This is a genomic window from Curtobacterium uvaldense (genome assembly GCF_028307415.1).
In the GTDB taxonomy this organism is placed as follows: Bacteria; Actinomycetota; Actinomycetes; order Actinomycetales; family Microbacteriaceae; genus Curtobacterium.
In genome coordinates, this window is the sequence record NZ_JAQMHU010000024.1 from 1 (window position 1) to 23,218 (window position 23,218).

The window sequence follows — 23,218 nt, forward strand, 5'->3', positions numbered from 1 at the left end:
GCTGGCCTGCTGAACAAGACCTTCAGCACCGACGCCGTCAAGCGCGGCATGCTCGTCGGCACCGCCACGATCACCGCACAGATCAAGTAACACCGGCACACGACACGGAAGGCGCCGCCCCCGACCACGGGGACGGCGCCTTCCGCCGTTTCATGGGACTGCGGCTTAAGTGGTAGGCGGATCCGTCCGGAGCCGCTTGGCCGCGGGTTCCTGCGAGTGCGCGGATGCTGCATCGAGGAAGCGGCCACGACCGACGGCGCCGGTGCGCCGGGTGAGCTCGTTGACGAGGTCGTCGTCTTCCGGCTCGAGCTCGTCGTCAGGAGCGACCTCGATCAACACTTGCGATGCCGGCCCAAGCAGCAGCTCCGTCGTCGTTGCGTAGCCTGCCTCGTCGAAGGTGGGGACTTCGACGATGTCCGTTGTTCCGTTCTCGCCGAGTGCTGCCGCGTAAGCCAGCACCGCTTCGGCGATCGCGTCGCCGGTCGTGATCTTGGTCTCGCCGTACACAACGCTCTTCATCTGACCAGCCAATGCTTGGCAGGCTGAGTCCGCTCCCACTGCGCTTGATGTCGGTGGCGCATGTGACCATCAGACTCGTATGTCTATGGACGAGCCCATCCCAGTACGGCGCGATCATCATGGCACCAATGTTGATGAAGCGATCGCCTTCTACGAGCAGGTCCACTCCAGCCAGGATCTGCACGTCGGCCGTGCCACCCGGGACGGGTTCTCCTGGCGGTACCGGCTTGTCGGGGATAACGACCTGCTCGTTGGCACCTCAGCAGTAGCCGCGACACGGTGGGGAACAATCGGGCAGGGCCAGCACTACGTCCTGGCATGGGCAACGTCTCCAGGGATCACCCTCGACCCGGACTCCCGGGACGCTATCGAGATGGCGCCGCACATGCCCGTGCTGTACCCAGCACGGGACTTCTCCGTTGCGGCACTGCCATCGACACAGCACTTCATCCGCTTCGACACCACGTTTCTCGAGTCAGTCGCCGCGGCAACACACGGCTCCATCCCCGCGGCGCTACAGTTCCGCAGCACGACGACCAATGAGGCGGTCGCGCAACTCCGGGCAGTCATCGCCTCGGCTGCACCGGAGCTACTACAGATTGGGGTGAGCGCCGACGAGCGCCGACGATTGAACATGCTGGTCGCCGACGCCACCATCGAGGCGTTCCGTATCGTGCCGGCGTCCGAGGTGACGGTTGCCGCTGGCCCACGCTCGCTCCGGTTCGCGCAGGAGTGGATGATCGCCCACGCGCGAGAGCCGATCACCTCGATCGACGTCAGCCGCGCAACCGGTATCGCTGCCCGCAGCCTGCAAGCCGCGTTCCAACGCCACACCAACGCGACGCCGATGGAGTTTCTGCGACAGGTGCGGTTGCACCGCAGTCGAGCAGACCTCGTCCGCAGCACCCGGTCCGACTCCACCGTCGCTGCCATCGCGCAGGCCTGGGGCTTCCAACATCTCGGTCGGTTCTCGAAGTACTACGCGGACGCGTTCGGTGAACTTCCGTCCGAAACGCTGCGCGCTCCCACGACTAGGCGTCGTTGATCCCGGGCGCAGACCGACCCCGTGCTGCATCAGCGCGTGCGCCCGCGGTGGCTGTGACAGCGGGGCGCGCCGTTGCGTCCCGCTGCCACGGTCCGGACAGTAGAACCTGCCTGCTGCGTTCCGACTCAGCAGCGAACGGACGGGCTGCAACCCGAATGTAGACCGTCCGCTCTCAACCTAGAGCTAAGGAAGTCCTGATACCTCGGCTCTGCCGGAATGTCGTGCACGCGCGCGAGCACGATGGCTTCAAGTTCATCAGGCGGCGTCAGTCCTCGTCGACGCCACTCGACCCGATCCTGACGCGCCTCCGCCCACGACCGCTGTTGGCCCCCGTTCATCGCAGCGATCCCGGCCGCGACGGGGCGCGCTTGTCCGATCCGAGGACACCACCGACCAGGTGCGACATGTCGATCGGCCGTGTCGGCGGCAGATGCACGTCAGCGGGGTCGACGCGGTGGAGAGTCGGCGAATGCGGCACGGGGCGCGTCCTTCCGATGAGGTGTCAGTGATGTATGAACGGTCACTGTTTTACTCGGGCGGACGCAGCGGTAGAACTGGTGCTGCCTGGTTCGTGGTCAGTGCCATGCTGACGCCATGGATCACGGCATCGTCACCGAGCACGTCGCGTCTCGGGACGGCACCTCGATCGGCTACCTCCGCCAGGGCGCCGGACCGGGCATCGTCCTCGTGCAGGGTGCCATGGCTGACGTCCACGCGTACCGAGAACTCGCCCTCGCCCTGTCCGCCTCATTCACGGTCATCACCGCGGAACGACGCGGCCGCGGTATCAGCCCGCGCCCGTACACCGCCGACCACACCATCGCCCGCGACGTCGAGGACCTCGACGCGATCATGGCTGCAACCGGCGCAACGAAGCTGTTCGGACTCAGCTCCGGCGCGGTGATCGCCCTGGAAGCCACGCGCACCCTGCCCAACGTGGAACAGCTCGCCGTCTACGAGTCCCCGTTCTACCGGGACGGCATCGACCGCGACGGCATCGGCCGGCTCAACGCCGAGATCGAGCGCGGACAGTCGGGGGCTGTACTCATCGACGCGCTCGTCGTTGCAGGGACCGCACCTGCGCTCATGGCGCGAGCCCCGCGGCTCGTCGCCCGAGCCCTGGGCCGTGTCGTCCTCGCGGTCCAGTCCCGGCGGCGGGGGCCGGCGTCATCGCTCCGCGACCTCCTCCCGGGCGTGCGTTACGACTTCCGCGCCGTTGCCGAACGCGACGGTCGCATCCAGGAGTACGCGAGCATCGACCGTCCGGTGCTGCTGCTCAGCGGAACCGCGAGCCCGGCGTTCCTCCGCACCGCAATCCGCGACCTTGACGGGATCATCCCCGACGCGCGACACGTTGAGTTCGACGGGCTCGGCCACGACGGCCCATGGAACAGTGGCGGGCCCGCGCAGATCAGTGCCGCGCTCCACGCCTTCTTCACGCCCTGAACCAGACGTAGCAGCGTCTCGATAGCCAATCGGCTGACGGACGATAGCGCGATAGCGTGCGCTGATGCAGACCGTCGATGGCCTGTGGGTCTGGGGGCCTGACGAGGACGCTTTTCCGCGTCCTCGATGTGGCGATCATCTGACCACTGACCCTTCTCGCCGCAGGAGTGCGGGTTGACCGCTTGTCGGGTGGCTGTCGCCTCGGTGTCGGGTTGCTGTCGTGGGCAGCGGGCGGCGCTTCTCCTACTGTGGCAAACATGAGCCAGACACGAATCCTCGAGCTCCGTACGCAACGAGGATGGACCCAGGAGCGACTCGCGGAAGCCAGCGGCGTCACCGTCCGCACGCTCCAGCGGCTCGAAGCGGGCAACGACGTCAGTCTCGACACGCTCTCTCGTCTGGGCCGGGCGCTCGGAGTGCCGGTGCGGGATCTGTTCGTTCAGATACCGGACACCGACTTCGGCAACGCCGCTTCCGCGCTGGATCAGGATGAGGCCCGCAGATTCTCAGAGGCAGCGCGGGAGGCATGGCACGCAACAGCTCTCGGGGTGGCCTTGTTCGTCGCGTCCCCCGTCCCAGTCGTGCTGCTCATCGCCGGAGCGGACCAGGGAGTCATCCCGACGAGCGTGGAGATCGCCATCGCCCTTGGCCTCGGACTGCTCCTGCTCGTCACCGCGGTCGGAGCCGTTCAGTTGCTCCGGGCATCCGCAGCGTTGACGCCGTTCCGGTTCATCCGTGAGAAGCGGCTGGCTGCCGGGGACGATGCAGCGCACTGGGTGAAGCGCGTTGTGGGTGCACAAGGGCAGCGTCGAGCGGTGTCAGTCACGTTCGCGGTGACAGCCTGGATCCTGTCACCACTGCCACTCATCGTCGTTGCCCTGCTCGGCCCTTCGACGCTCTCCGGGCTGTGGATCGCTGCCGCGACGACGTTTCTTCTCGTCGTTGTTGCCGGTGGAGTCTTCGCGGTCCTTCGCTCCGCATGGCTGCCGTACGTTGCCGAAAAGCTGTCCATCGGGGTGGACCAGGAGGTCGTCCGATAGCCGGTCGTTCAACGGACGGTCCTGGCCTTGGTAGTCCGACCGCCGCGGGAACCGGGACGTCGGTCGCCGCCCTCTGCCGCTACGGCAGAGTGGGCACATGGTCAGTGCAGCACCCAACACGATCCACTTCCATCGCAAGCACCACGAAGCAGTGATGTCGGGCGAGAAGGTCACCACCGTGCGGTGGAACGAGGACGTCCCGGTGGGAGCAGCCGTGTTCGTCTTCGATGAACACCCGACGGCAGGACCGGTCCCCGGCACCGTGATCGCCGTGCACCAATACCGGCTTGACAGCCTCACCGCCGAACAAGCCCACCAGCCGCCGGAGACTGACATGCAGCTCTTCGCGCAGCAGCTGCGCGAGAACTACTACCCGGACATGCCTTCCGACGCTGTCGTCGAGGTCGCCCAGCTCGCGATCGAGACGTCCCGATAGCCGATCGGCTACCGAGACGAGCTTGCGCTGCCCGCCGTCACCTGGAACTGGCGCCGCCGAAACTCTCGGATACAGCTCCAAGTCCGCGGCACTCTCGAGCTCCCCGGGACAGAGTGCTTCGCAGGGCCCCCAGAGCGCGTTGTCTCGCTGAGCCCCTAACTCGCTAGGGTCGACGCATGCTCACCAGAGGCGGGAAGTTCGTGATCACGCTCGCTCTCGGCATCGTGGCGTCAGCCCTCGCAGGCTGCTCGATCACTCCGGATTCGGTCTGCCCTGACTACGACCAGCCAAATCCCGTCTCGATCCATGTCCCGGAGTCATTGGGCGAGGTGGACGCGGTCGCACTGTGTGCGGGCTCTGCATGCACTCCGAAGGTCGGTGACTCGACGAGGACGCGGAACGGCGGAGCTTGGGAGGTGAAACTCGACAGCACGCCCGATGGCCCTGGACGGATCGCGCTCTTCGATGCAGTCGGGACCCGCCTGCACGAAGAACCCATTGACCTGCAATGGACCGACGTCCGCTTCGGAGCAGATCTGCAGTGCCGGTCCGGCGGGCGTGCGGACGTGTGGGTGGAAGGCTGACCCCATCTGCGTCTTCGTCACATTCCGCGCCCGGTTCCGATGACCGATGCGTCACCGGCAGACGGCCAGGTCGTGCGAGTGTCAGCGCCGGAGCGTATTGCGGGGGTACTCGCCGAACCGCTGCAGGTACTCGCCGGAGAAGCGGCCCATGTGGGTGAACCCCCATCGGCTCGCGATGGCGGCGACCGCGTTGGTGGCGTACTCGGCGTGCAGGAGGTCTTCCTGCACCCGGCGTAGCCGGACTTCTCGGAGGTACGCCATCGGCGTGCGGTCGAGGCTTCGTTGGAAGGTCTCCTGGAGTCCACGAACACTGAGGCCAGCGGCTCGAGCGATGTCGGCGACGGTCACCGGCTCCGCGGCGTGTGCGTGGATGAAGTCGACCGCGGCGCGCAGCCGGGAGCTCCGGCGCTCCCCGTACCCGGCGGGCGCGTGCTCACCGCGGAAGCGGTACATCCCGAAGAGCGAGCGGACCACGTCCCGCTGCGCTTCGTGCCAGGCCAGCGACTCGACGCCATCGGCCCGGAGCGCGTTCACAGCAGCCGCCACCGACCCCCGCCACCCCAGGACGGCAGCAGCCGTCGGGGGTGTCGTCCGGTCGAACGCGAGGGTGCCGTCGACGAGGTACTGCTCGGCGGCGACGTCCAGCACGAGCGACCGGTCCAGGTGCACGAGTCGCTGATCCCAGTCCTCGTACTCCATTTCGAACCGCTGCTCGATGGGGAACAGGACGGGAACCCCGGGCTGCATGCGGACCTCGTCACGGCCGACGTCGACGCGGGCGCTCCCGGAGTCGATCCACTGGACCACGACCTGACCCTCGACCGCGACGTCGCCGCGGAGGTGGCCGTGCATCTGCGACCGGCGGATGCTCACCTGGTCGTCGCCCACTGCGACGTACTTGTACCAGTAGGTGGTGTCGACCGGGGACGAGTACCAGGCGCGGCCGGCGTACATGCCCGCGAGGTCTTGGATCGCGCCGCTCGTGTCGGAACCGGCGACCGCGACGATGGGGCGGACCGCCGTCCCGGGTTGGGTGAGCGTCATGACTGCACCGCCTCGACGGTTGCGCAGTGGTATGTGCGGCAGCCGCCGAACGTGAAGGGTCGCGGGCTGCGGGGGGTTCCCTCGTGCAGGAGTGCGGTGGGGAAGAAGAGACCTGTGGCGGTCATGAGCAGACCGGCCTTCCATGAAGCTGTGGACGCCTCGTCGCTACCGGACCGTCTCGCTGCGCCAGCGCTCCGCAGGCCGCGGAGACCGTCGTGACGGCGAGACCCCAATCTGGTCCGGCTTGTCCAAAGTACGTCGGGATCTGACCGAAACCAACCGTCATCCGCATCCCGCGGCCGCTGAACGCGGCTGACACCACCGGTGACGCTCCGGTCCGGCGACCCCGCACCGGCGTCGCACGACGGAAGAGGCATCGATGCGGGACGAGCCCGCTCGCTCCGAGTGCCCACGCCGGGGAAGCGGACTGCCCCCACCGGTTGCCCGGTGGGGGCCGCGTTGTGCGTCGACAGCCTGTGTCGGCGGAACGGGTCGGGATGCTCCGCATCCGGGCCCGGGTCTGTGGAAGGTCAGGTGGTGCGGAAGAAGTCGCCGTACGACGGCTCCGCCGGCACGTTTTCGAGCAGGCGGTGGTGCACCATCATCTCTATCTCGGTCGGGTGCCACATCCCTTGGCGGTGCCATTCGGCGGGCTGGCTGCGCAGCTCCGAAAGGCTCTGACGGGCGGTCATGCGGGCACCGCGATGACGAGGAGCGCAACGGCGAATGACGTGACGCCAGCGATGCCGGTGATGAGAGCGGTCGCAACGAGGACGCGTTGCGAGGCACGCTCCCGAACCTCGCTGAAGGGCGAGGTGAGCGCTCCTGTGGTCTGCATGGTCGGGCCGATCTCTGGACGCTGCTCCGGGCGAGCTGCTGCAGCCCCATTTTCGGTTTGCCTAACTAAATACGTAAGCGCGCGACAAGCGGACATCGGTGGTTCGGACTCGCTGCGTGTCGGATAGCCGATCGGCTACCGGTACGGGCTGCTCGTAGGCTTGCTGGGTGATCGCGCAAGTTCTTGGTTCTGGTCGTCCGCTCGTCGCTCTCCACGGCTTCGGGGTGGACCACCGGATCATGCTGCCGCTGGCGGATGCGGTGCAGGACCTGCCTTGGCGGATGGTGTTCCTCGACCTGCCGTGGGCCGAGGCCGCTGCGGTGACCGCGACCGCGGAGAGCGCGGTCGACGTGGCCGCCGGGGTACTCGCTGAGATCGACGACCACCTCGGGGACGAGCCGTTCGCCGTCATCGGGAACTCCTTCGGCGGCATGATCGCCCGACATGTTGCTCACGAACGCCGAGACCACGTCCTCGGCGTCGCGACCCTGGCGGGTGTGGTGCATGCGGCACACGCAGACAGGGCCGTCCCCGAGCGCACCGTGCTGCACATCGAACCGTCCGTCCTCGACTCCGCCGGCGACGCGCGAGAGGCGTTCGAGGAGGTCAGCGTCATCCAGGACGAGGCCGCATTCGCGGCGTTCGAGCGGTACGTGCTTCCGGGTCTCCGTGGCGCCGACCCTGCTGTGATGGACCGCATCTCAGCCGACTACGCGCTGGACGCGGTGCCAGAGGAGCGGCACCCGGAACCGTTCACCGCTCCGGCTCTGCATGTGTTCGGTCGGCAGGACGACGTCGTCGGGTACGAGGACGGACTCGCACTCCGGGACCACTACCCGCGCGGGAGCTTCGTCGTCCTCGACGGTGCTGGACACAACGTGCACCTCGAGCTCCCCGGGATCACCGCCGCCCTGATCCGCGACTGGCTCGCGCAGATCGACCGCTAGCCGATCGGCCGTCGAGACGCCGTCGGGCGCAGTTCATCGGGCCGGGAGGGCTGCGCTCGGTAGCCCTCCCGGCTCCGGTCAGAGAGTCCGGGCGTAATCGACGGTCAGGTACGGGATGAAGCCGAGGGACTCGTAGAGGGCTCGTGCCGGGGCGTGGAACTCGTCGCCGCCCGTTCCGATGTGCACCACGGTGACCCCAAGCTCTCCGAGCCTGGTCAGCGCCACCGAGCAGAGCGCTCGCGCGACTCCGCGCCGTCGAGCATCAGGGTGAACGGCAACCATCTCGAGTCGTCCGGAGGTCGCACCGGTGGTGTTCCAGCCGACGTAGCCGAGCGGTTCGCCGTGTTCTTCCGCCAGTGTGATGAAGCGACCCTCGTCGGGAGCCAGCAGGGAAGGGACTTCCTGGCGGTAGTCGTCCTCCCAGTGCCCATGGTCGTGCGCGGTGACCTCGGCCCGTAGCTGCGCGAGGGAGCCGGCGAGGAGCGGCCGGAAGGTCTCGATCGTGAGTGCGGTGAGCGCGGGCAGGTCAAGCGGCGTGCAGTCGCGGATGTGCATGGTAGTGCTTCTTTCGTGAGCAGTCCGAAGGCTCCACGCCCGGGGTTGGGGTGGAGGAGAGCGACGGCCTGAGCCGTCCCTTCAGATGCGCGTGCGCCAGCTCGCGAAGCAGTCCATGTGACCACGGTAACCAGGGGATCTCAGCGGGGGAAGAGATGCGTCTTCACTCGCACCGGTCGCCTACCGGAACGTGTGGTTGGTCTGAGGGGATCCGCCAGCGGGAGGACTCGACGATGCGACCACTGCTTCTCTCGGGCGGCCCGGCAGTCGGTGAGACGACCTGCGCTCGGGCTCTCGCAGCCGATCAGGAGCGCGCAGCCTACATCGATGGTGACGACGTTCGTCAGCTCGTCGTCGCGTGCTTCATCGTGCACTCGGCTGTCACCCTCGACGAGGCCCGCAAGCGAGCAACAACCCGTCCGGTCTCCATCACGGATGAGGAGTTCGAGCTGTTGCACCGAATCAGTGCCACTCCGCCGCCGGTAGACCTCGTCCTCGACGTCACGGGAATGACCGTTGACGACCAGATCCAGCGTATCCGTGACGCTTGGGTGAAGGCGGAGTCGGCTGTCCGGTAGTCGATCGGTCAGCGGACCGGGCTCTAGCCGTTGTGACCAATCGCGCAGATGATGTGCGACGTGCTCTCGATTCGACCGCGATCCAGTGATGACTGCAATCTGATCGTGTCGTGGGTGCCGGACGCCGAGGCGCTGTACCTCTTCGCCGGCCCCCGCCTGCAATGGCCACTGACTCTCGACCAGCTCACGATGGACGAACAGAGTCCTGAGCGAACGGCTTGGGTGGCCGTTGACGCGGGTCCGGAACCGATCGGCCAGTTCGAACTCACCTTGCACGACGACCATGCTCACCTCGGACGGGTTCTCCTCGATCCCACCGTGCGAGGCCGCGGCTTGGCCCATGACCTGGTGCGGCTTGCCGTCGCCCGAGCACGTGCACTCGGAGCGACCTCGATCGGCCTCAACGTCGTGACCGGCAACCGTCCGGCCGTACGGACGTACGAACGCGCGGGCTTCGTCGAGGCCAATCGGCAGGATGCTGTCGGGTCTCTCGCGATGACTCTGAACCTGGCGACCCATGTCCGATAGCCGGTCCTTCAACAGGCACGTCCGAGCGGCCTGCTCTCACCGCAACTACTTTTGTCTCAGATGGCTGGTCCGGTGATGTTCTCGCTGAGGGCCCCATGTGCGAACGTCGGTGCGGCCTTCTACTGTCGCGGTCATGGGTCGTCGTCGTTCGGACCGTTGGGTACCCGGCTCGCCGTTCTCGCTTGAGGAGGATGCTCGTGGAACGGAGGTGCGTGAGCTGTCGGAGCCGTTGCCGGTGCATGCGTGGTTTCAGCTGCCCGACCGTCTGATCCGTCGGAGTGACGCCCGGGCGTACCGCCTTACCCGAGACGCAGTTTGGGTGGAAGCGGGTCGAGGCGAGACCAAGCTCGCTGCTTGGGTTTGGCGCAGTTCGGTGAAGCATCGGCGGCAGGTTGGCGCGACTTCGACCTGATGGCTTGCTCGCTGTCAGTCGGGCAGGTCGTGGCGGAGGTCGTAGCCGGTGTCGGCGAGGAACTGCAGCCGGTCCCGTACTTCTTGCAGCGATGCTGCGTCGTCGGCGTTGCGGTAGTCGGCGCGGAGGAGTGTGTTGGCGGTGAGGAAGCGGTCCGTACGAACCCTGTCGTCGGTCCCGTTGTGAGGTGGAAGGTGCTCCCGCTGTGCGGTTGCCTAGGCAGAGAGCACCGGTCCGTGACCGGGAGCCACCGAACTCTGAAGTACGAGCGCGGCTGCTCCAATCGCTGCGGAGTCGCGCGGATTCGAGGCAATCTCGATGCGGACGCCGTGCGCTCGGCGAGCGAACGAGGCGCGCTCCATGCGTGTTCGAACGGCTTTGGCGTAGAGCGAACCGGCGATCGCGAAGCTGGGCCCCGCTAGTACGACGCTGTCTAGGTCGAACGCATTGCTGAAGGATACGACCGCGGCGGCGAGGCGATCGGCGGAGCGCCCGAGGAGTGCGTCGGCGGCCTCGTGGCCGCCGACTGCAGCACGCGCAAGCCTGTCGAAGTCTTGGCCCGTACTCTCTGCGGTGAATTCCAGATCCAGTCCGAGAAAATCGCACCTGGTGGCAGCAGCCTCGGCGAGGACGGCAGCAGGAGCCGCGTAGCGCTCGACACAGCCCGTGTTGCCGCAACTGCAGGCGACGCCTTCAGCATCAATGGACAGGTGACCGAGTTCAGCCGCGTTCGAGCTCGCTCCGCGGTACAGGGCGCCATCGATAACGACACCCGCACCGATCCCAGTGCCCATGTAGACAGTGGCGAACGTGTCGGTTCGCGGAACGCGACGCGTCCAGAACTCTCCGATGGCGGCGGCGGCGGCGTCGTTGTCGAGGACGACGGGCACCGGCAGGAGCTCGCCGAGCGTTGCGGCGAGCGGGAAGCCCTCCCATTGGCGGAGAGTCGGGGATCGGAACATCGTGCCGAGTGGTGGCGACAGCGGTCCCGGCACGACCACGGCCACGCCTGCGATGCTGTCGATCGGGATCCCGGCCGTGTCCACGAAGACTCGGAATTGCATGGCGAGACGCTCCACGACTTGCTGTGGATCGTCCAGTGCCGCACCGTCGACGAGTTGTCGCGCGACCGTGCCGCCACCGACGCCTGCGGCGACGAAGGTCATCGCCTCGAAACCGAGTTGCACGCCGACCGCGTAGAGCGCTGTGGGGTTGATCTCGAGGAGTGTGCGAGGTTTCCCGCCCGTGGAAGGTGTCCGTCCGCTTTCGCGGATCACCCCGGAGGCGAGGAGCTGGCGGACGATGTTCGAGATGGTCGGTTGCGTGAGACCTGTTGCTTGGACGAGTTCGACTCGGCTGACGGGGCCAGCTGACCGGATGATGTCGACGATGAGCGCGCGGCTGCCGGGTCCCGATGCGACTGTCTCGGATCGTGCCATCGGACGTCCTCTCTGCAGCTCGACTACCTGCGGTGCCGACGGGTCCGGCGATGTCACACTAGCTGTGCCGCGGACCCGTGCTGACTGGAGGACCACCAGATGCGAAGCGACGAAGGCCATCCGTCCAAGGGCGACCTCGGTCAGCCGATCGGGCTCACGCTCGTGCGTGCGAGTGAAATCTACGGCGCGGAGCCCTGGTTCCACGAGTTCACGGCAGGCGTCGACCAGGTTGTTCGACCGCTAGGACACTCGGTGCTCCTGCGAGTCCTCGGTTCCCGTGCTGACGAGCTTGAATGGCTGCGCGGATGGCAGGACAAGCGAGCCGTCGCCGGTGTGGTGCTCGTCGACCTGATTGAGGACGATCCTCGCGTGCAACTGGTTGCCGACGTCGGGATGCCCGCGGTCGCCGTGTCGTCCCCGCTCGTGTCAGGCGGACTGCCGACGGTGTGGACCAACGACGATGCGGCGATGCGGACCGCCGTGCGCGCCCTCGCCGGTCTCGGGCACAGCGCACTCGGGCTGGTGGGCGGGCCGCCGGAGCTTGCTCACACGATCACCCGTGCGGCAGCGTTCACCGGCGCATGCGCGGAGCTGCATCTGACGGCGCATCTCGCATCAGGGGACTACTCGTCCGAGTCGGGAGCCCGCGCCTTCGAAAGCTTGACAGGGGGAGATACGCCGCCTTCGGCTGTCGTGTTCGACAACGACCTGATGGCGCTTGGGGGTCTTGATGCGGCTAGACGATCTGGTCTGCGGGTCCCGGAAGACGTATCGATCGTCGCATGGGATGACTCGGCGCTGTGTCAACTCTCGGCTCCGCCTCTCGCATCGTTGAGCCACGACGTCCAGCGCATCGGGCGGCTGGTGGGCGAGACGCTGGCGTCCCTACTTCGCGGGCAGCAGCCGCCAGTCGTCGAGGCGCCGGCGATCCGCTTCGTGCAGCGCGAGAGCGTCGGGCGGCACGGGCGATGAGTCGCTGAGCGCTTCTGACCGGAGGCAGCACCGCTGCCTGCCCTCGTTCTCCTCGCTCGAAAACTTTCATCGATTACTAATCTAAGTCTTGACTTCGACGGCTCTGCCCTGCACGCTGGTGCAACCCGAAGCGCTCGAGCCAGCGACCAGCTCGTGCCGGCGCCAATGAACGAAGGAGTTCGCCATGAAGAAGTCCGTGCTCGCCGCGACCGGAGGCATCGTCGTCGCCGCGCTGGCGCTTTCAGGCTGTTCGGCTGGCTCGTCCAACGACGACGGGAAGCCATCAGGGACCATCACCGTCCTTACCAACCGCACCGATCTGGTCGACACCACGTTCAAGGACTACGCGGCGCAGTTCGAGAAGAAGTACCCGGGCACGAACGTGAAGTTCGAAGCCCTCACCGACTACGAGGGCGACGCGAAGATCCGGTTGAGCTCGAAGGACTACGGCGACGCGTTGCTGATCCCGAGCTCGACGGTGACGAAGGACAAGTACTCGTCCTACTTCGAGCCGCTCGGCAAGACCAGCGACCTGGAGAAGACCTACCGGTTTGCCGGAGACGGGTCCTACGACGGCGAGGTCTACGGCATCTCGACCTTCGGCTCCGCCATGGGCCTCGTCATCAACAAGACCGTGTGGAAGGACGCCGGGATCACGACCCCGCCGACCACGCAAGATGAATACCTCGCCGACCTGAAGGCGATCAAAGACAAGACCGACGCGGTGCCGTACTACACCAACTACAAGGACGGGTGGCCGCTCGCCGGCCTCGAGAACGCCCTCGGCACCACCCAGGGCGCTGACGCCCGCATGAAGCTCGCCGCGGATAAGAGCCCGTGGAAACCGGGTTCTGATCAGTACAACATCGACGACATGCTCTTCAAGACCGTGTCGGAAGGGTTGAGCGAGTCGGACCCGACGACGACGAACTGGGAGGAGTCGAAGGATCTCCTTGCGCAGGGAAAGATCGGCACGATGGCGCTCGGGTCCTGGGCCGTGTCGCAGATGCAGGACGCCGCGAAGAAGGCCGGGAAGTCGGCCGATGAGATCGGCTTCTGGCCGATGCCGTGGCAGACCGACGGCAAGTTCACCTCGGTCACCACAACGGACAAGCTCCTCGCGGTGAACAAGAACTCGAAGAACAAGGCCACCGCCAAGGCATGGGTGAACTGGTTCATCAACGACTCCGGCTACGCGAAGAGCCAGGGCGCGATCAGCCCGGTGAAGGCAGACCCGGCACCCTCGACCCTCAAGGACTTTGAGCAGATCGGCGTTCAGTACGTCGAGCTGAACGCGGACCCGAAGGGTAAGGAGTCGCTGCTGACCGATATCGCCAACACCAGCGAGGTCGACATCTTTGGCAACACGTACCGGCAGAAGCTCATCGACGTCGCCCGCGGCGCCGCCTCCGGGACCGAGGAGTCGTACTTCGCCACGCTGAACAAGCAGTGGGCTGCGGCGAAGACCCAGGTGGATCAGTGACCCGTCTCGAACCGGGTGCGGCAGCGCCGGGGCAGGCCGCCGGCCTCCCCGGCGCCACCGCACCCCTCATCCCAGGCAAGAAGCGTGCCTTCGGGGGATCGCGCGTCACACCGTGGCTGTTCCTCGCGATCCCGCTGGCGTTCTTGATTGTGCTCACCTACGTCCCCGTGGTGAACATGCTCTGGTACAGCGTCACCGACTGGGACGGCCTTTCCCCGGAGAAGGACTTCGTCGGTGTCAAGAACTTCGTTCAGATCTTCACTCAGCCGGCGATCTTCCAGGTCTTCTTCGTCAGCCTCTACTACCTGGTTGGTGCGATCGCGCAGCTCGTCCTCGCGCTCTACCTGGCGACGCTGCTGAGCTTCAAGACTCGGTTCTCAAACCTGTTCAAGGGCATCATCTTCTTCCCCTACCTGATCAACGGTGTCGCGATCGGCCTGGTGTTCCTGTACTTCTTTCGTCCAGGCGGCACCCTCGACGCGCTCCTGGCCGTCGTCGGCGTACAGGACACCCCGCAGTGGCTCGGCGACCCGAGCGTGGTCAACCTGTCCCTCGCCGCGTCCAGCGTGTGGCGGTACATGGGGTTGAACTTCGTGCTGTTCCTCGGCGCGATCCAGTCGGTTCCGGCCGAGCAGTACGAAGCAGCAGACCTCGACGGCGCAACGTCGTTCGACAAGTTCCGCTACATCATCGTGCCGAGCATCCGACGCATTCTCGGCCTGTCGTTCATCCTCGCGATCGCCGGTGCACTGTCCGCCTTCGAGATGCCGTACGTGATGACCGGCGGCGCCAACGGGTCCGAGACGTTCGTCATTCAGACCATGAACACCGCGTTCAAGTTCTCCAAGGTCGGACTCGCGTCGGCGATGGCCGTCGTCCTGCTCGTCATCGTGCTGGTGATCACCGGGATACAGCGGTGGCTGTTCCCCGACGAGAAGAAGGAAGTCGCATCGTGAGCGCACCGTCCGTGACCCGTGGCCGTCTTCTCGCCCGAGCAGGGACTACCGGGAAGTACGCCAGCCTCATCATCGCGAGCCTGTGTGCGCTCATCCCGCTCATCACGATCGTGATGCTCGCGTTCAAAACGGACCGCGAGTACCGATCGACGACACCGCTGACGCCGCCGTCGAACTGGCTGAACTTCAGCAACTTCGTCACCGCGTTCACCCAGGGCGGGATGGTGCAGGGCTTCATCAACACCGGCATCATCCTGCTGGTGTCGGTCACCGGCACGATCCTGATCGGGACGATGGCGGCGTATGCCATCGACCGGTTCCGGTTTCGCGGCAGGAAGCTCGTCTTCGGCGGGTTCCTCCTGGCGACTCTCGTGCCGTCCGTCACGACACAGGTCGCGACGTTCCAGGTCATCAACGCACTCGAGCTGTTCAACACCCGAGGCGCCGCGATTGTGCTGTTCATGGGCACTGACATCGTCGCGATCTACATCTTCCTGCAGTTCATGCAGTCGATCCCGGTCTCCCTCGACGAGGCAGCCATGCTCGACGGTGCCAACCGGTTCACCGTGTACTGGCGGATCATCCTGCCGCTGCTGCGGCCGGCGATCGCGACCGTGATCATCATCAAGGGCATCGCCGTCTACAACGAGTTCTACATCCCCTTCCTCTACATGCCGTCGCAGGACCTCGGCGTCATCTCGACGTCGCTCTTCCGGTTCATGGGGCCGTTCGGCGCCCAATGGGAAGTCATCGCCGCCGGCACGCTGCTGGTCATCATCCCCACGCTGATCGTCTTCCTCTTCCTCCAGCGACACATCTACAACGGCCTCACGGCAGGAGCAACCAAGTGAGCACCACCGCCCCCACCACCACCACCGAGACCCGGCGCACCCTCCACGACGGATGGACGCTCCGGGCCACTAGCGGTGACACCCCGGTCGACGTTGCGCTGCGATCCATCCCCGCAACCGTGCCCGGCCTCGTGCACACCGACCTGCTTGCCGCCGGGCTCATCCCCGACCCGTACCTGGACCGCAACGAGCAGAAGGTCACCTGGATCGGTGAGACGGATTGGGAGTACCGCACCACCTTCACGTGGGAGCCCGACGGGCACGACCACCACGACCTTGTCTTCGAGGGCCTCGACACCGTCGCCACGATCACCCTGAACGGCCGCGAGCTTGCCCGCACCTTCAACCAGCACCGCACCTACCGACTGGCAGCGGACGACGTCCTTGTCGCCGGCACCAACGAACTCGTCGTGCACTTCGCCTCCCCGGTCGCGTACGCCGACCAGGCGAGTCTCGACATCGGCTACCGGCCCCACACCTACTTCCACCCGTTCAACGCGATCCGGAAGGCCGCCTGCAACTTCGGTTGGGACTGGGGTCTCGATGCTGCATCCTCCGGCATCTTCAAGCCCGTGACGTTGCACGCCTGGTCAGGCGCCCGCATCGAGTCCGTCCGGCCCACCGTCACCACGGACGGAACCGCCGGCCACGTCGAGGTGGCGCTCGCGCTGCAGCACGCCGAGAACGCGGCTCCCGTGACCGCGACGGCCACCCTCACCGCCCCTGACGGCGCAGAACACACCGTCGACGCCGTTATCGACGGCGCCACCGGCACACTCATCCTTGATGTCGACGAGGTCGAGCTCTGGTGGCCGCGGGGCTACGGCGACGCCGTCCTCTACGGCCTGTCCGTGACCATCGCCGACGAGAGCGGCGTCCTCGCCACCTGGCAGAAGCGGATCGGCTTCCGGACCGCCGTCGTGGAGCTCCTGCCCGACAGCGACGGCACGAGCTTCCGCGTCGTCGTCAACGACGAGCCCGTATGGGTGCGGGGCGCGAACTGGATCCCTGACGACGCGTTCGTGACCCGTGTCACGCGAGACCGGGTCGCAGCACGCCTGGACCAGGCGGAGTTCGCGAACATGAACCTGTTGCGCGTCTGGGGCGGCGGGTACTACGAGTCGGACGACTTCTACGACCTCTGCGACGAGCGCGGCATCCTCACCTGGCAGGACTTCCTGTTCGCCTGCGCCTCCTACGCCGAGGAAGAGCCGCTGCGCGGCGAGGTCGAGGCCGAGGTGCGCGACAACGTCACCCGGATCATGTCCCACCCGAGCCTCGTGCTCTGGAACGGCAACAACGAGAACATCTGGGGCTTCGAGGAATGGGGCTGGGAGAAGCGCGTCCAGGGCCGCACCTGGGGCCTGGGGTACTACCTTGACCTGCTGCCGCGCTTGGTCGCCGAACTCGACCCGCAACGCTCCTACACGCCGGCGAGCCCCTGGTCCGGCGACGTCGACCGGCCGGCGAACGAGATCGACCACGGCTCGGTGCACCTCTGGGAGTTGTGGAACCGGGTCGACTACCCGCACTACCGCGACACCGTCCCGCGCTTTGTCGCGGAGTTCGGCTGGCAGGGCCCAGCGACCTGGTCCACGATCAACCAGTCGATTTCGGACTCGCCGCTCACCCCGGAATCGCCCGGCATGATTTGGCACCAGAAGGCGCAGGACGGCAACGACAAGCTCACAGACGGGCTCGTGGCGCACCTGCCGCTGCCGGACCACACCGAGGACTGGCACTGGGCGATGTCGCTAAACCAGGCCAACGCGGTGGCGTTCGCGATCGAGCACTGGCGGTCCTGGTCCCCGAAGAACATGGGCTCGATCGTCTGGCAGCTCAACGACTGCTGGCCCGTCACATCCTGGGCCGCAGTCGACGGGTACGGCCGCGCGAAGCCGCTGCTCTACGCCCTCAAGCACGTCTACGCCGACCGCCTCATCACCATCCAACCGCGCGGCGGCGACCTCGTGACAGCGGTCGTGAACGACTCGTCGGCAGCATGGGACGGCGACGTCGTCCTCCGCCGTCTCGGCTACGACGGCACCGAGCTCGCAGCCACGACCATCACAGTGTCGCTCGCTCCCCGCAGCACCCAGACGGTCGCTGTGCCGGCGGACCTCGCAGCGTTCACTGACCCGGCGAGCGAGGTGCTCGTCGCGATGCTCGGCGACGAGCGAGGCTTCTGGTTCCCGGTGGAGCAGCGCGATTCGGCGTTGCCTGCTGCGGACTTCCGGACGGAGGTATCCGCGACCGACGGCGGGTACGACGTCGCAGTGACCGCAACGTCGCTCGTCCGCGATCTCGCGCTTTTGGTCGACAAGGTCGATGTGGACGCAACGGTCGACGACATGATGGTGACGCTTCTGCCGGGCGAGACGGTCACGTTCCACGTGACGACGACGAAGACGCTCGCACCGGAGGAGCTCACCTCGAGCAGTGTCCTCCGCACGTCGAACCAGCTCGTCACCGACTGGTCGTAGCCGTGACGTCGCTCGCACTCGCTGTCGATCTCGGCGGCACCAAGATCGAGACTGCGCTCGTCGACGCGAGCGGCGCCATCATCGCCGGAAGCCGTCATCGCGCCCCGACTGGTCGCGCTGCACGGCGTGAGGACCTCGCCGCGACGGTGTCCCAGACGGTCCGGCAGACACTCGCAGCGGTCCCTGCCGACTCGACGCTCGCCGGTGCGGGCATCGGGTCGGCAGGGCCGATCACACTCGACACCGGACAAATCAGCCCGAAGAACCTGCCCGCGTTGGCGGACTTCGACCTCCGCGGGGCGGTCGCACGTGAACTGGGGGGCCTGCCAGTCCAGCTGCGACTGGACGGCACGTGCATCGCCCTCGCCGAGCACTGGTGCGGCGCCGCAGTCGGCGTCGAGAACTCGATGTCGATGGTTGTCTCCACCGGCGTCGGCGGCGGGCTGATCCTCGGCGGGACACTCGTGTCCGGCCGCAGCGGCAACGCCGGCCACATCGGCCAAATCCACGTCGCCGGCTTCGGCGGCGATCCAGCCGATGCCGACTCCACCACCCTCGAGGCAGTCGCTTCGGGAACCAGCGCCGTCGCCTGGGCGCAGCAGCAGGGATGGTCGGGGACCTCGGGGGAGGACCTCGCTGCGTCCTGCGCGGCCGGCGACACGGTCGCCTGGCGGGCGGTGCGCCGCTCCGCGGACGCTGTCGGCCAGGCGATTGCGAGCACGACGACGCTGCTTGACCTCGACGTCGTCGCGATCGGCGGCGGCTTCGCCTCCGTGGTACCCGACTACGTCGACCTCGTCCGTGCCGCAGCCCGGCGCGCGACGGTCTTCACCTACGCCACCGCGGTGCAGATCCGCCCCGCGCTCCTGGGATCAACTGCACCGCTCCTTGGCGCTGCAGCCCTCATCCACCGCCCCGACATGACCAGCCCCACCCGACCGCGAACCGATCACCTCGTCAGCACCCGCTGAACCCCGGACGGCCACTGCCGCCGCCCGAACCGTAGCCCAGCCGAAGGAGTCTGAGCACCGATGCAGCGCACCACGAACCCCGTCTCACGCCCAACGTCCCGCCTGGCGCACCACCCGCAACTCCGTGTAGTCCGACTCGGTGCAGCGATCCTCACAGCTGTCCTTTTCGGAACGATGCTCCCGCTCACCACTCACATGCCGGCCAGCGCCGTACCAAGCGAGTGGACGAACCAGAACACCGGCTTCGTCACGCGCGACGCCACACATCTCCAGGTCGACGGACAGCGGTTCCGCGCGAGCGGCGCGAACATCTACTGGCTCGGCCTCGACGAGAACGTCGGCGGTGTCGACTACCCGACGTACTTCCGCATCAAAGACACCCTCGACGCCGCACACCGCGCCGGCATCACCGTGGTTCGCTCCCACATGGGAACCTCAACCAGCCAGGACAACGCGAACACGCTCGCGCTGATGCCATCCCTCGGCGAATACAACGACCAGGCATTCGCCACCATGGACTTCGCCGTCGCATACGCCGGCACGCTCGGCATCCGACTGATCCTGCCCCTCACCGACGAATGGGAGTACTACCACGGCGGACACCGCGACTTCACCGCACCGCTCGGCCTGCAACCCGACGACTTCTACACGGACTCCCGCGCCATCGGCGCATACCAGGACTACGTCGACCACGTCATCGGCCACACCAACACCCTTACCGGCGTGCCGTACTCGCAGGACCCGACCATCATGGCGTGGGAACTCGGCAACGAGCTCGAGGGGATGACACTGCCCTGGATCAACGAACAAGTCGCCCACATCAAGCACGAAGCCCCCTCGCAGCTCGTCGCAGCAGGACGTCGATTCGACATAGACCCGGACACCCTCGCAGCAGCGAACCTCGACATAGTCGACGTGCACTACTACCCCCCGACCGCAGCCAAGATCTCCGCAGACGCCAAGACCGTCACCGCTGCCGGGAAGGTCTACATCGCCGGCGAATACGCCTCCACGGCCGCAACCGATGACCCACTGAACGCCGCCGCAGCCGACTCGAACGTCACGGGCATGTTCGTTTGGTCGCTGTTCGGCCACGACGACCGCAGCGGCCTCGTCGCCCACGACGACGGATTCACCCTCCACATCCCCGGCGGGACCGCTCTGGAGCAGACGCGTGCAGACGCGGTCGAACAGTACGCGCGCAGCATCGGCGTCACGATCCCGACCACGCCACTCGACGCGCCACTGATCACAGCCATCACCCGTACCAACGGCGTCTCAACCGTCACCTGGCGCGGCACTGCAGGAGCCACTGACTACGTCGTTGAGCGACAGATCCCCGGGAAAGCTTGGACCGCCGTTCATGACGGCACCCTCGGAGCATCCGCCGGCACCGTGACTGACTTCACATCTCCTGCCGGCGCCTCGTACCGCGTCCGAGCGATCAACGCATCAGGCGCTGCGCCGGCAACCAGCGACGTGGTCACGCCCGCCGGCGGCGACGTCCTGGTGGATCCGCTGCAGGACTGGCGTCTCATATCGAGCCACACCGACACCGCGGTGCAAGCCGACCCCGAGGGCGGCGTCGTCACCGCTGTAGGCGGTGGCTCCGGCACCGTGACCTGGAAGCAAAACGGACTCACCCTTGCTGCATTCCAGACGGACGACACAGCAGCCCTCCGAGTCGAGACAAGTACGGACGGTTCCACCTGGGCCGCCGCCGACACGACCATCGGCGCCGACGGCACGGTGACCGCCGACAGCCTCACCGGCGATTACGTGCGTGTCGTCGTGACGGGAACTGCGCACCTCACGCGAGCAACGCTCCGCTCAGCAGTGAATGACCCAACAACCGAGCCCGGGGCGTTCTCCTTGCAGTCTCCGACTGTCGGCACACATGACGTCACCGCAATACCCACCTTCTCCTGGACGCCCGCCGCTGACGCCGCCTACTACCGGTTCAGCATCACCGACGAGGACGGGACGACCATCGCGCACACCGATGGACTCACCGCCACAACCATCCGTCCCGACGTGGACCTGCAGCCTGGCGTGACCTACCGCTGGTCCGTCACCGCAGTCAATGGCGTCGGCAGCACCTCGTCGACACCCGCCAGCGCCTCGTTCAGCACTCGTGCCCTGCCTACGCAGCCGCTCGTCGTTGAAGACTTCGAGGAGTACGCCGACGACGCCGAGCTCAATGCCACCTACGTGCGGAACACCGGCGGCGGTGCCATCACCGCGACGCTCACGCCGAACCCCGACACCGAATCTCAGGCAGGTCGCTTCTCCTACGACCTCGCCGGCCCTGGATACGCCGGCGTCGTGCGAACGCTGACCACGCCGCAGGACTGGTGGGGTTACTCCGGGCTCGAGCTGTCACTCCAAGCACCTGCGGGTGACGACGTCACTCTGCAGATCGTTGCTGGCGGTTCGTATTTCGAGACGACGGTTCCTGTGCAGGGGACCGGGTGGCAGCGCGTCAGCGTGCCCTTCGACCAGTTCAAGCCGCCGGCATGGGCGGGAGACGCAACCCTCGACCCGTCGAACGTGACGCAGCTCGCGTTCTACCTGGGCGGTGTTGGTGCCGGGGAACTCACCGTCGACGACGTGTCGACCACTGTCGCTCCCGCAGGCACAGACCCAGGCGAACCCGGATCGCCGACACCGACCATTCCGCCTGCCGCCGGCACTCCGACCACGCCGGGCAGCCCCAACGGAGGGGCGTCCCCGTCCCCGTCGGCGGTGACGCCGAGTGCGACTGAGAACGCCGGAACCGACGACCCTTCAGGAGGACTGGCGTTCACGGGCGCGTCCTTCAGCGGGGCTCTTGTTCTTGCGGCCTTGGGGGCGGTGCTGCTCGGCGTAGTGATCCTTTTGATCACGCGACGTCGTAGAACGCGGACGGCTGCTGGACGAGTCCACCGGCGGTGATCGTTGCGTCCTCGTGCGTCCGGATACGCCGATGACCGATCTCACGCCCAGTTCTCGCTTCGGTTCCTGCTGAACACCGCAGGGTCGAGCGATGTCCATGAAAACAACACGAGGGGAAGACAATGAAGTCGACAACACGTGCACTGCTGACCACTGGTCTGGTAGTCGCACTCGGCGCCACGATGGCCGTCGGGACACCTGCAGCGCCGAAGGCGGAAGCCTTCAGCGCTGGAAGCAAAGCGACGGTCTTGAACTACCTGGCTTCGATCAAGGGTCAGAAGATCGTCAGCGGACAGCACAACAAGGAACCCGCCGCGCAGCCCAGCCAGTACACGCAGCGCGTAAAGGACATCACCGGCGTCTACCCAGGCCTCTGGGGAGGGGACTTCCACTTCGGCTCAGCGGACGTCGCCAACCGGCAGCGCGTCATCGACCAGGCCAAGACCGAGTGGAAGAACGGATCGCTCGTCAGCCTCACTTGGCACGTATGCCCGCCCACAGTCGGATCGTCGTGTACTTGGAGCGACGTGAACGCGAACCTCACCGACACGCAGTGGTCGCAGCTCGTCACCAACGGCACAGCCTTGAACTCGGCATGGAAAAAGCGACTCGACGAGATCGTTCCGTACCTACAACAGCTCAAGGATGCGGGCGTACCCGCCGTCTTCCGACCCCTGCACGAGATGAACGAACAGTGGGCGTGGTGGGGCGGACGCTCCGGCAGCAACGGGTCGGCGAAGCTGTACCAGATCACTCGTGACTACCTCGCCGGCACGAAGGGGATGACGAACCTCATCTGGGCGTGGAATGTTCAAGACAACCCCGCCGGCGGTTTCGCCAATTACTACCCCGGCAGCAGCTACGTCGACGTCGTCACGCTCGACGCCTGGTACAAGGCGTTCCCGAGCGCGGCCGAGTATCAATCCATCCGCTCGATAGCCGCAGGTAAGCCGATCGCGCTGGCCGAGGTCGGCACGATGCCCACCGCTGCGAACCTGTCGGCACAGCCCGAGTGGACCTGGTTCATGGAATGGTCCGAGCAGCTCGAGGGCAGCAACACCGCCCAGGCCATCAAGGACACCTACTACAACCCGCGCGTGTTGCATCAGGGAGACATCACCCTCCCCTGAGGAGAGAAGACCTCCGCACGATGACCG

At 66.5% G+C, this 23,218-nt stretch carries 22 protein-coding genes; 16 read left to right on the forward strand and 6 right to left on the reverse strand.

Features of this window, described 5'->3' with window-relative positions:
* Nucleotides 1–165 precede the first annotated feature (165 nt).
* Nucleotides 166–519 carry a hypothetical protein gene (locus PIJ49_RS13005; RefSeq protein WP_251160591.1) on the reverse strand — a complete coding sequence of 118 codons (354 nt, stop codon included), beginning with the start codon at nucleotides 517–519 and terminating at the stop codon, nucleotides 166–168.
* Between the two features lie 85 nt (nucleotides 520–604).
* Here PIJ49_RS13005 and PIJ49_RS13010 point away from each other — a divergent pair, with 85 nt between their 5' ends.
* The 5 genes from PIJ49_RS13010 (at nucleotide 605) to PIJ49_RS13030 (ending at nucleotide 5,070) form a co-directional block, all read left to right on the forward strand.
* Nucleotides 605–1,564: an AraC family transcriptional regulator gene (locus PIJ49_RS13010; RefSeq protein WP_271826780.1), complete on the forward strand. Its 960-nt coding sequence runs from the start codon at nucleotides 605–607 to the stop codon at nucleotides 1,562–1,564.
* 594 nt (nucleotides 1,565–2,158) lie between these two features.
* Entirely contained in the window at nucleotides 2,159–3,010 is an 852-nt protein-coding gene (locus PIJ49_RS13015) for an alpha/beta fold hydrolase (protein ID WP_251160589.1), read from the forward strand.
* Between the two features lie 257 nt (nucleotides 3,011–3,267).
* Nucleotides 3,268–4,050, forward strand: coding sequence for a helix-turn-helix transcriptional regulator (locus PIJ49_RS13020; RefSeq protein ID WP_251160588.1), 783 nt, complete (start codon nucleotides 3,268–3,270; stop codon nucleotides 4,048–4,050).
* A gap of 97 nt (nucleotides 4,051–4,147) precedes the next feature.
* Complete coding sequence (locus PIJ49_RS13025) at nucleotides 4,148–4,486, forward strand: ASCH domain-containing protein (RefSeq protein ID WP_251160587.1); 339 nt, start codon at nucleotides 4,148–4,150, stop codon at nucleotides 4,484–4,486.
* Between the two features lie 176 nt (nucleotides 4,487–4,662).
* The gene (locus PIJ49_RS13030) at nucleotides 4,663–5,070 is read left to right on the forward strand and encodes a hypothetical protein (protein WP_251160586.1); all 408 of its coding nucleotides are present in this window, start codon (nucleotides 4,663–4,665) and stop codon (nucleotides 5,068–5,070) included.
* Between the two features lie 81 nt (nucleotides 5,071–5,151).
* On the opposite strand, the gene PIJ49_RS13035 is transcribed toward PIJ49_RS13030, so the two are convergent.
* From PIJ49_RS13035 to PIJ49_RS13045, 3 genes are all read right to left on the reverse strand, one after another.
* Nucleotides 5,152–6,114, reverse strand: coding sequence for a helix-turn-helix transcriptional regulator (locus PIJ49_RS13035; RefSeq protein ID WP_251160585.1), 963 nt, complete (start codon nucleotides 6,112–6,114; stop codon nucleotides 5,152–5,154).
* 530 nt (nucleotides 6,115–6,644) lie between these two features.
* The gene (locus tag PIJ49_RS13040; protein WP_251160584.1) at nucleotides 6,645–6,806 is read right to left on the reverse strand and encodes a hypothetical protein; all 162 of its coding nucleotides are present in this window, start codon (nucleotides 6,804–6,806) and stop codon (nucleotides 6,645–6,647) included.
* The gene (locus PIJ49_RS13045) at nucleotides 6,803–6,952 is read right to left on the reverse strand and encodes a hypothetical protein (protein ID WP_251160583.1); all 150 of its coding nucleotides are present in this window, start codon (nucleotides 6,950–6,952) and stop codon (nucleotides 6,803–6,805) included. The genes PIJ49_RS13040 and PIJ49_RS13045 overlap by 4 nt, the downstream gene beginning before the upstream one ends.
* A 167-nt stretch (nucleotides 6,953–7,119) precedes the next feature.
* Between PIJ49_RS13045 and PIJ49_RS13050 the strand changes: the two genes are divergently transcribed.
* Nucleotides 7,120–7,899 (forward strand): alpha/beta fold hydrolase, encoded by a 780-nt coding sequence (locus tag PIJ49_RS13050; RefSeq protein ID WP_271826781.1) that lies wholly within the window; start codon nucleotides 7,120–7,122, stop codon nucleotides 7,897–7,899.
* Between the two features lie 78 nt (nucleotides 7,900–7,977).
* On the opposite strand, the gene PIJ49_RS13055 is transcribed toward PIJ49_RS13050, so the two are convergent.
* The gene (locus PIJ49_RS13055) at nucleotides 7,978–8,454 is read right to left on the reverse strand and encodes a GNAT family N-acetyltransferase (protein ID WP_251160581.1); all 477 of its coding nucleotides are present in this window, start codon (nucleotides 8,452–8,454) and stop codon (nucleotides 7,978–7,980) included.
* A 233-nt stretch (nucleotides 8,455–8,687) separates the two neighbouring features.
* Between PIJ49_RS13055 and PIJ49_RS13060 the strand changes: the two genes are divergently transcribed.
* Both PIJ49_RS13060 and PIJ49_RS13065 read left to right on the forward strand, forming a co-directional pair.
* The gene (locus PIJ49_RS13060; protein ID WP_251160580.1) at nucleotides 8,688–9,032 is read left to right on the forward strand and encodes a P-loop NTPase family protein; all 345 of its coding nucleotides are present in this window, start codon (nucleotides 8,688–8,690) and stop codon (nucleotides 9,030–9,032) included.
* Between the two features lie 60 nt (nucleotides 9,033–9,092).
* Nucleotides 9,093–9,560, forward strand: coding sequence for a GNAT family N-acetyltransferase (locus PIJ49_RS13065; protein ID WP_251160579.1), 468 nt, complete (start codon nucleotides 9,093–9,095; stop codon nucleotides 9,558–9,560).
* Between the two features lie 627 nt (nucleotides 9,561–10,187).
* On the opposite strand, the gene PIJ49_RS13070 is transcribed toward PIJ49_RS13065, so the two are convergent.
* Nucleotides 10,188–11,411 carry an ROK family transcriptional regulator gene (locus PIJ49_RS13070; RefSeq protein ID WP_271826782.1) on the reverse strand — a complete coding sequence of 408 codons (1,224 nt, stop codon included), beginning with the start codon at nucleotides 11,409–11,411 and terminating at the stop codon, nucleotides 10,188–10,190.
* A gap of 99 nt (nucleotides 11,412–11,510) precedes the next feature.
* Here PIJ49_RS13070 and PIJ49_RS13075 point away from each other — a divergent pair, with 99 nt between their 5' ends.
* From PIJ49_RS13075 to PIJ49_RS13110, 8 genes are all read left to right on the forward strand, one after another.
* Complete coding sequence (locus PIJ49_RS13075) at nucleotides 11,511–12,383, forward strand: LacI family DNA-binding transcriptional regulator (RefSeq protein ID WP_271826783.1); 873 nt, start codon at nucleotides 11,511–11,513, stop codon at nucleotides 12,381–12,383.
* A gap of 184 nt (nucleotides 12,384–12,567) precedes the next feature.
* Nucleotides 12,568–13,866, forward strand: a complete 1,299-nt coding sequence (locus PIJ49_RS13080) for an ABC transporter substrate-binding protein (protein WP_271826784.1) — start codon at nucleotides 12,568–12,570, stop codon at nucleotides 13,864–13,866.
* Complete coding sequence (locus tag PIJ49_RS13085; protein WP_442874640.1) at nucleotides 13,863–14,822, forward strand: carbohydrate ABC transporter permease; 960 nt, start codon at nucleotides 13,863–13,865, stop codon at nucleotides 14,820–14,822. Before PIJ49_RS13080 ends, PIJ49_RS13085 begins: the two co-directional genes overlap by 4 nt.
* Entirely contained in the window at nucleotides 14,819–15,673 is an 855-nt protein-coding gene (locus PIJ49_RS13090; RefSeq protein WP_251160575.1) for a carbohydrate ABC transporter permease, read from the forward strand. Before PIJ49_RS13085 ends, PIJ49_RS13090 begins: the two co-directional genes overlap by 4 nt.
* Nucleotides 15,670–18,156: a glycoside hydrolase family 2 protein gene (locus tag PIJ49_RS13095; protein ID WP_271826785.1), complete on the forward strand. Its 2,487-nt coding sequence runs from the start codon at nucleotides 15,670–15,672 to the stop codon at nucleotides 18,154–18,156. The genes PIJ49_RS13090 and PIJ49_RS13095 overlap by 4 nt, the downstream gene beginning before the upstream one ends.
* Nucleotides 18,157–18,158: 2 nt before the next feature.
* Complete coding sequence (locus PIJ49_RS13100) at nucleotides 18,159–19,127, forward strand: ROK family protein (RefSeq protein ID WP_271826786.1); 969 nt, start codon at nucleotides 18,159–18,161, stop codon at nucleotides 19,125–19,127.
* A 60-nt stretch (nucleotides 19,128–19,187) separates the two neighbouring features.
* On the forward strand, nucleotides 19,188–22,061 hold the full coding sequence (locus PIJ49_RS13105; protein WP_271826787.1) for a CIA30 family protein: 2,874 nt from the start codon (nucleotides 19,188–19,190) through the stop codon (nucleotides 22,059–22,061).
* Nucleotides 22,062–22,183: 122 nt separating this feature from the next.
* Entirely contained in the window at nucleotides 22,184–23,191 is a 1,008-nt protein-coding gene (locus tag PIJ49_RS13110) for a glycosyl hydrolase (protein ID WP_271826788.1), read from the forward strand.
* The last annotated feature ends 27 nt before the right edge of the window (nucleotides 23,192–23,218 follow it).

What these genes read in the sequence shown, in the direction of transcription:
- PIJ49_RS13005 (WP_251160591.1), bottom strand. Translation starts at nt 519, where the DNA reads ATGAAGAGCGTTGTGTACGGCGAGACCAAGATCACGACCGGCGACGCG.
- PIJ49_RS13010 (WP_271826780.1), top strand. Translation starts at nt 605, where the DNA reads ATGGACGAGCCCATCCCAGTACGGCGCGATCATCATGGCACCAATGTT.
- PIJ49_RS13015 (WP_251160589.1), top strand. Translation starts at nt 2,159, where the DNA reads ATGGATCACGGCATCGTCACCGAGCACGTCGCGTCTCGGGACGGCACC.
- PIJ49_RS13020 (WP_251160588.1), top strand. Translation starts at nt 3,268, where the DNA reads ATGAGCCAGACACGAATCCTCGAGCTCCGTACGCAACGAGGATGGACC.
- PIJ49_RS13025 (WP_251160587.1), top strand. Translation starts at nt 4,148, where the DNA reads ATGGTCAGTGCAGCACCCAACACGATCCACTTCCATCGCAAGCACCAC.
- PIJ49_RS13030 (WP_251160586.1), top strand. Translation starts at nt 4,663, where the DNA reads ATGCTCACCAGAGGCGGGAAGTTCGTGATCACGCTCGCTCTCGGCATC.
- PIJ49_RS13035 (WP_251160585.1), bottom strand. Translation starts at nt 6,114, where the DNA reads ATGACGCTCACCCAACCCGGGACGGCGGTCCGCCCCATCGTCGCGGTC.
- PIJ49_RS13040 (WP_251160584.1), bottom strand. Translation starts at nt 6,806, where the DNA reads ATGACCGCCCGTCAGAGCCTTTCGGAGCTGCGCAGCCAGCCCGCCGAA.
- PIJ49_RS13045 (WP_251160583.1), bottom strand. Translation starts at nt 6,952, where the DNA reads ATGCAGACCACAGGAGCGCTCACCTCGCCCTTCAGCGAGGTTCGGGAG.
- PIJ49_RS13055 (WP_251160581.1), bottom strand. Translation starts at nt 8,454, where the DNA reads ATGCACATCCGCGACTGCACGCCGCTTGACCTGCCCGCGCTCACCGCA.
- PIJ49_RS13060 (WP_251160580.1), top strand. Translation starts at nt 8,688, where the DNA reads ATGCGACCACTGCTTCTCTCGGGCGGCCCGGCAGTCGGTGAGACGACC.
- PIJ49_RS13070 (WP_271826782.1), bottom strand. Translation starts at nt 11,411, where the DNA reads ATGGCACGATCCGAGACAGTCGCATCGGGACCCGGCAGCCGCGCGCTC.
- PIJ49_RS13075 (WP_271826783.1), top strand. Translation starts at nt 11,511, where the DNA reads ATGCGAAGCGACGAAGGCCATCCGTCCAAGGGCGACCTCGGTCAGCCG.
- PIJ49_RS13080 (WP_271826784.1), top strand. Translation starts at nt 12,568, where the DNA reads ATGAAGAAGTCCGTGCTCGCCGCGACCGGAGGCATCGTCGTCGCCGCG.
- PIJ49_RS13105 (WP_271826787.1), top strand. Translation starts at nt 19,188, where the DNA reads ATGCAGCGCACCACGAACCCCGTCTCACGCCCAACGTCCCGCCTGGCG.
- PIJ49_RS13110 (WP_271826788.1), top strand. Translation starts at nt 22,184, where the DNA reads ATGAAGTCGACAACACGTGCACTGCTGACCACTGGTCTGGTAGTCGCA.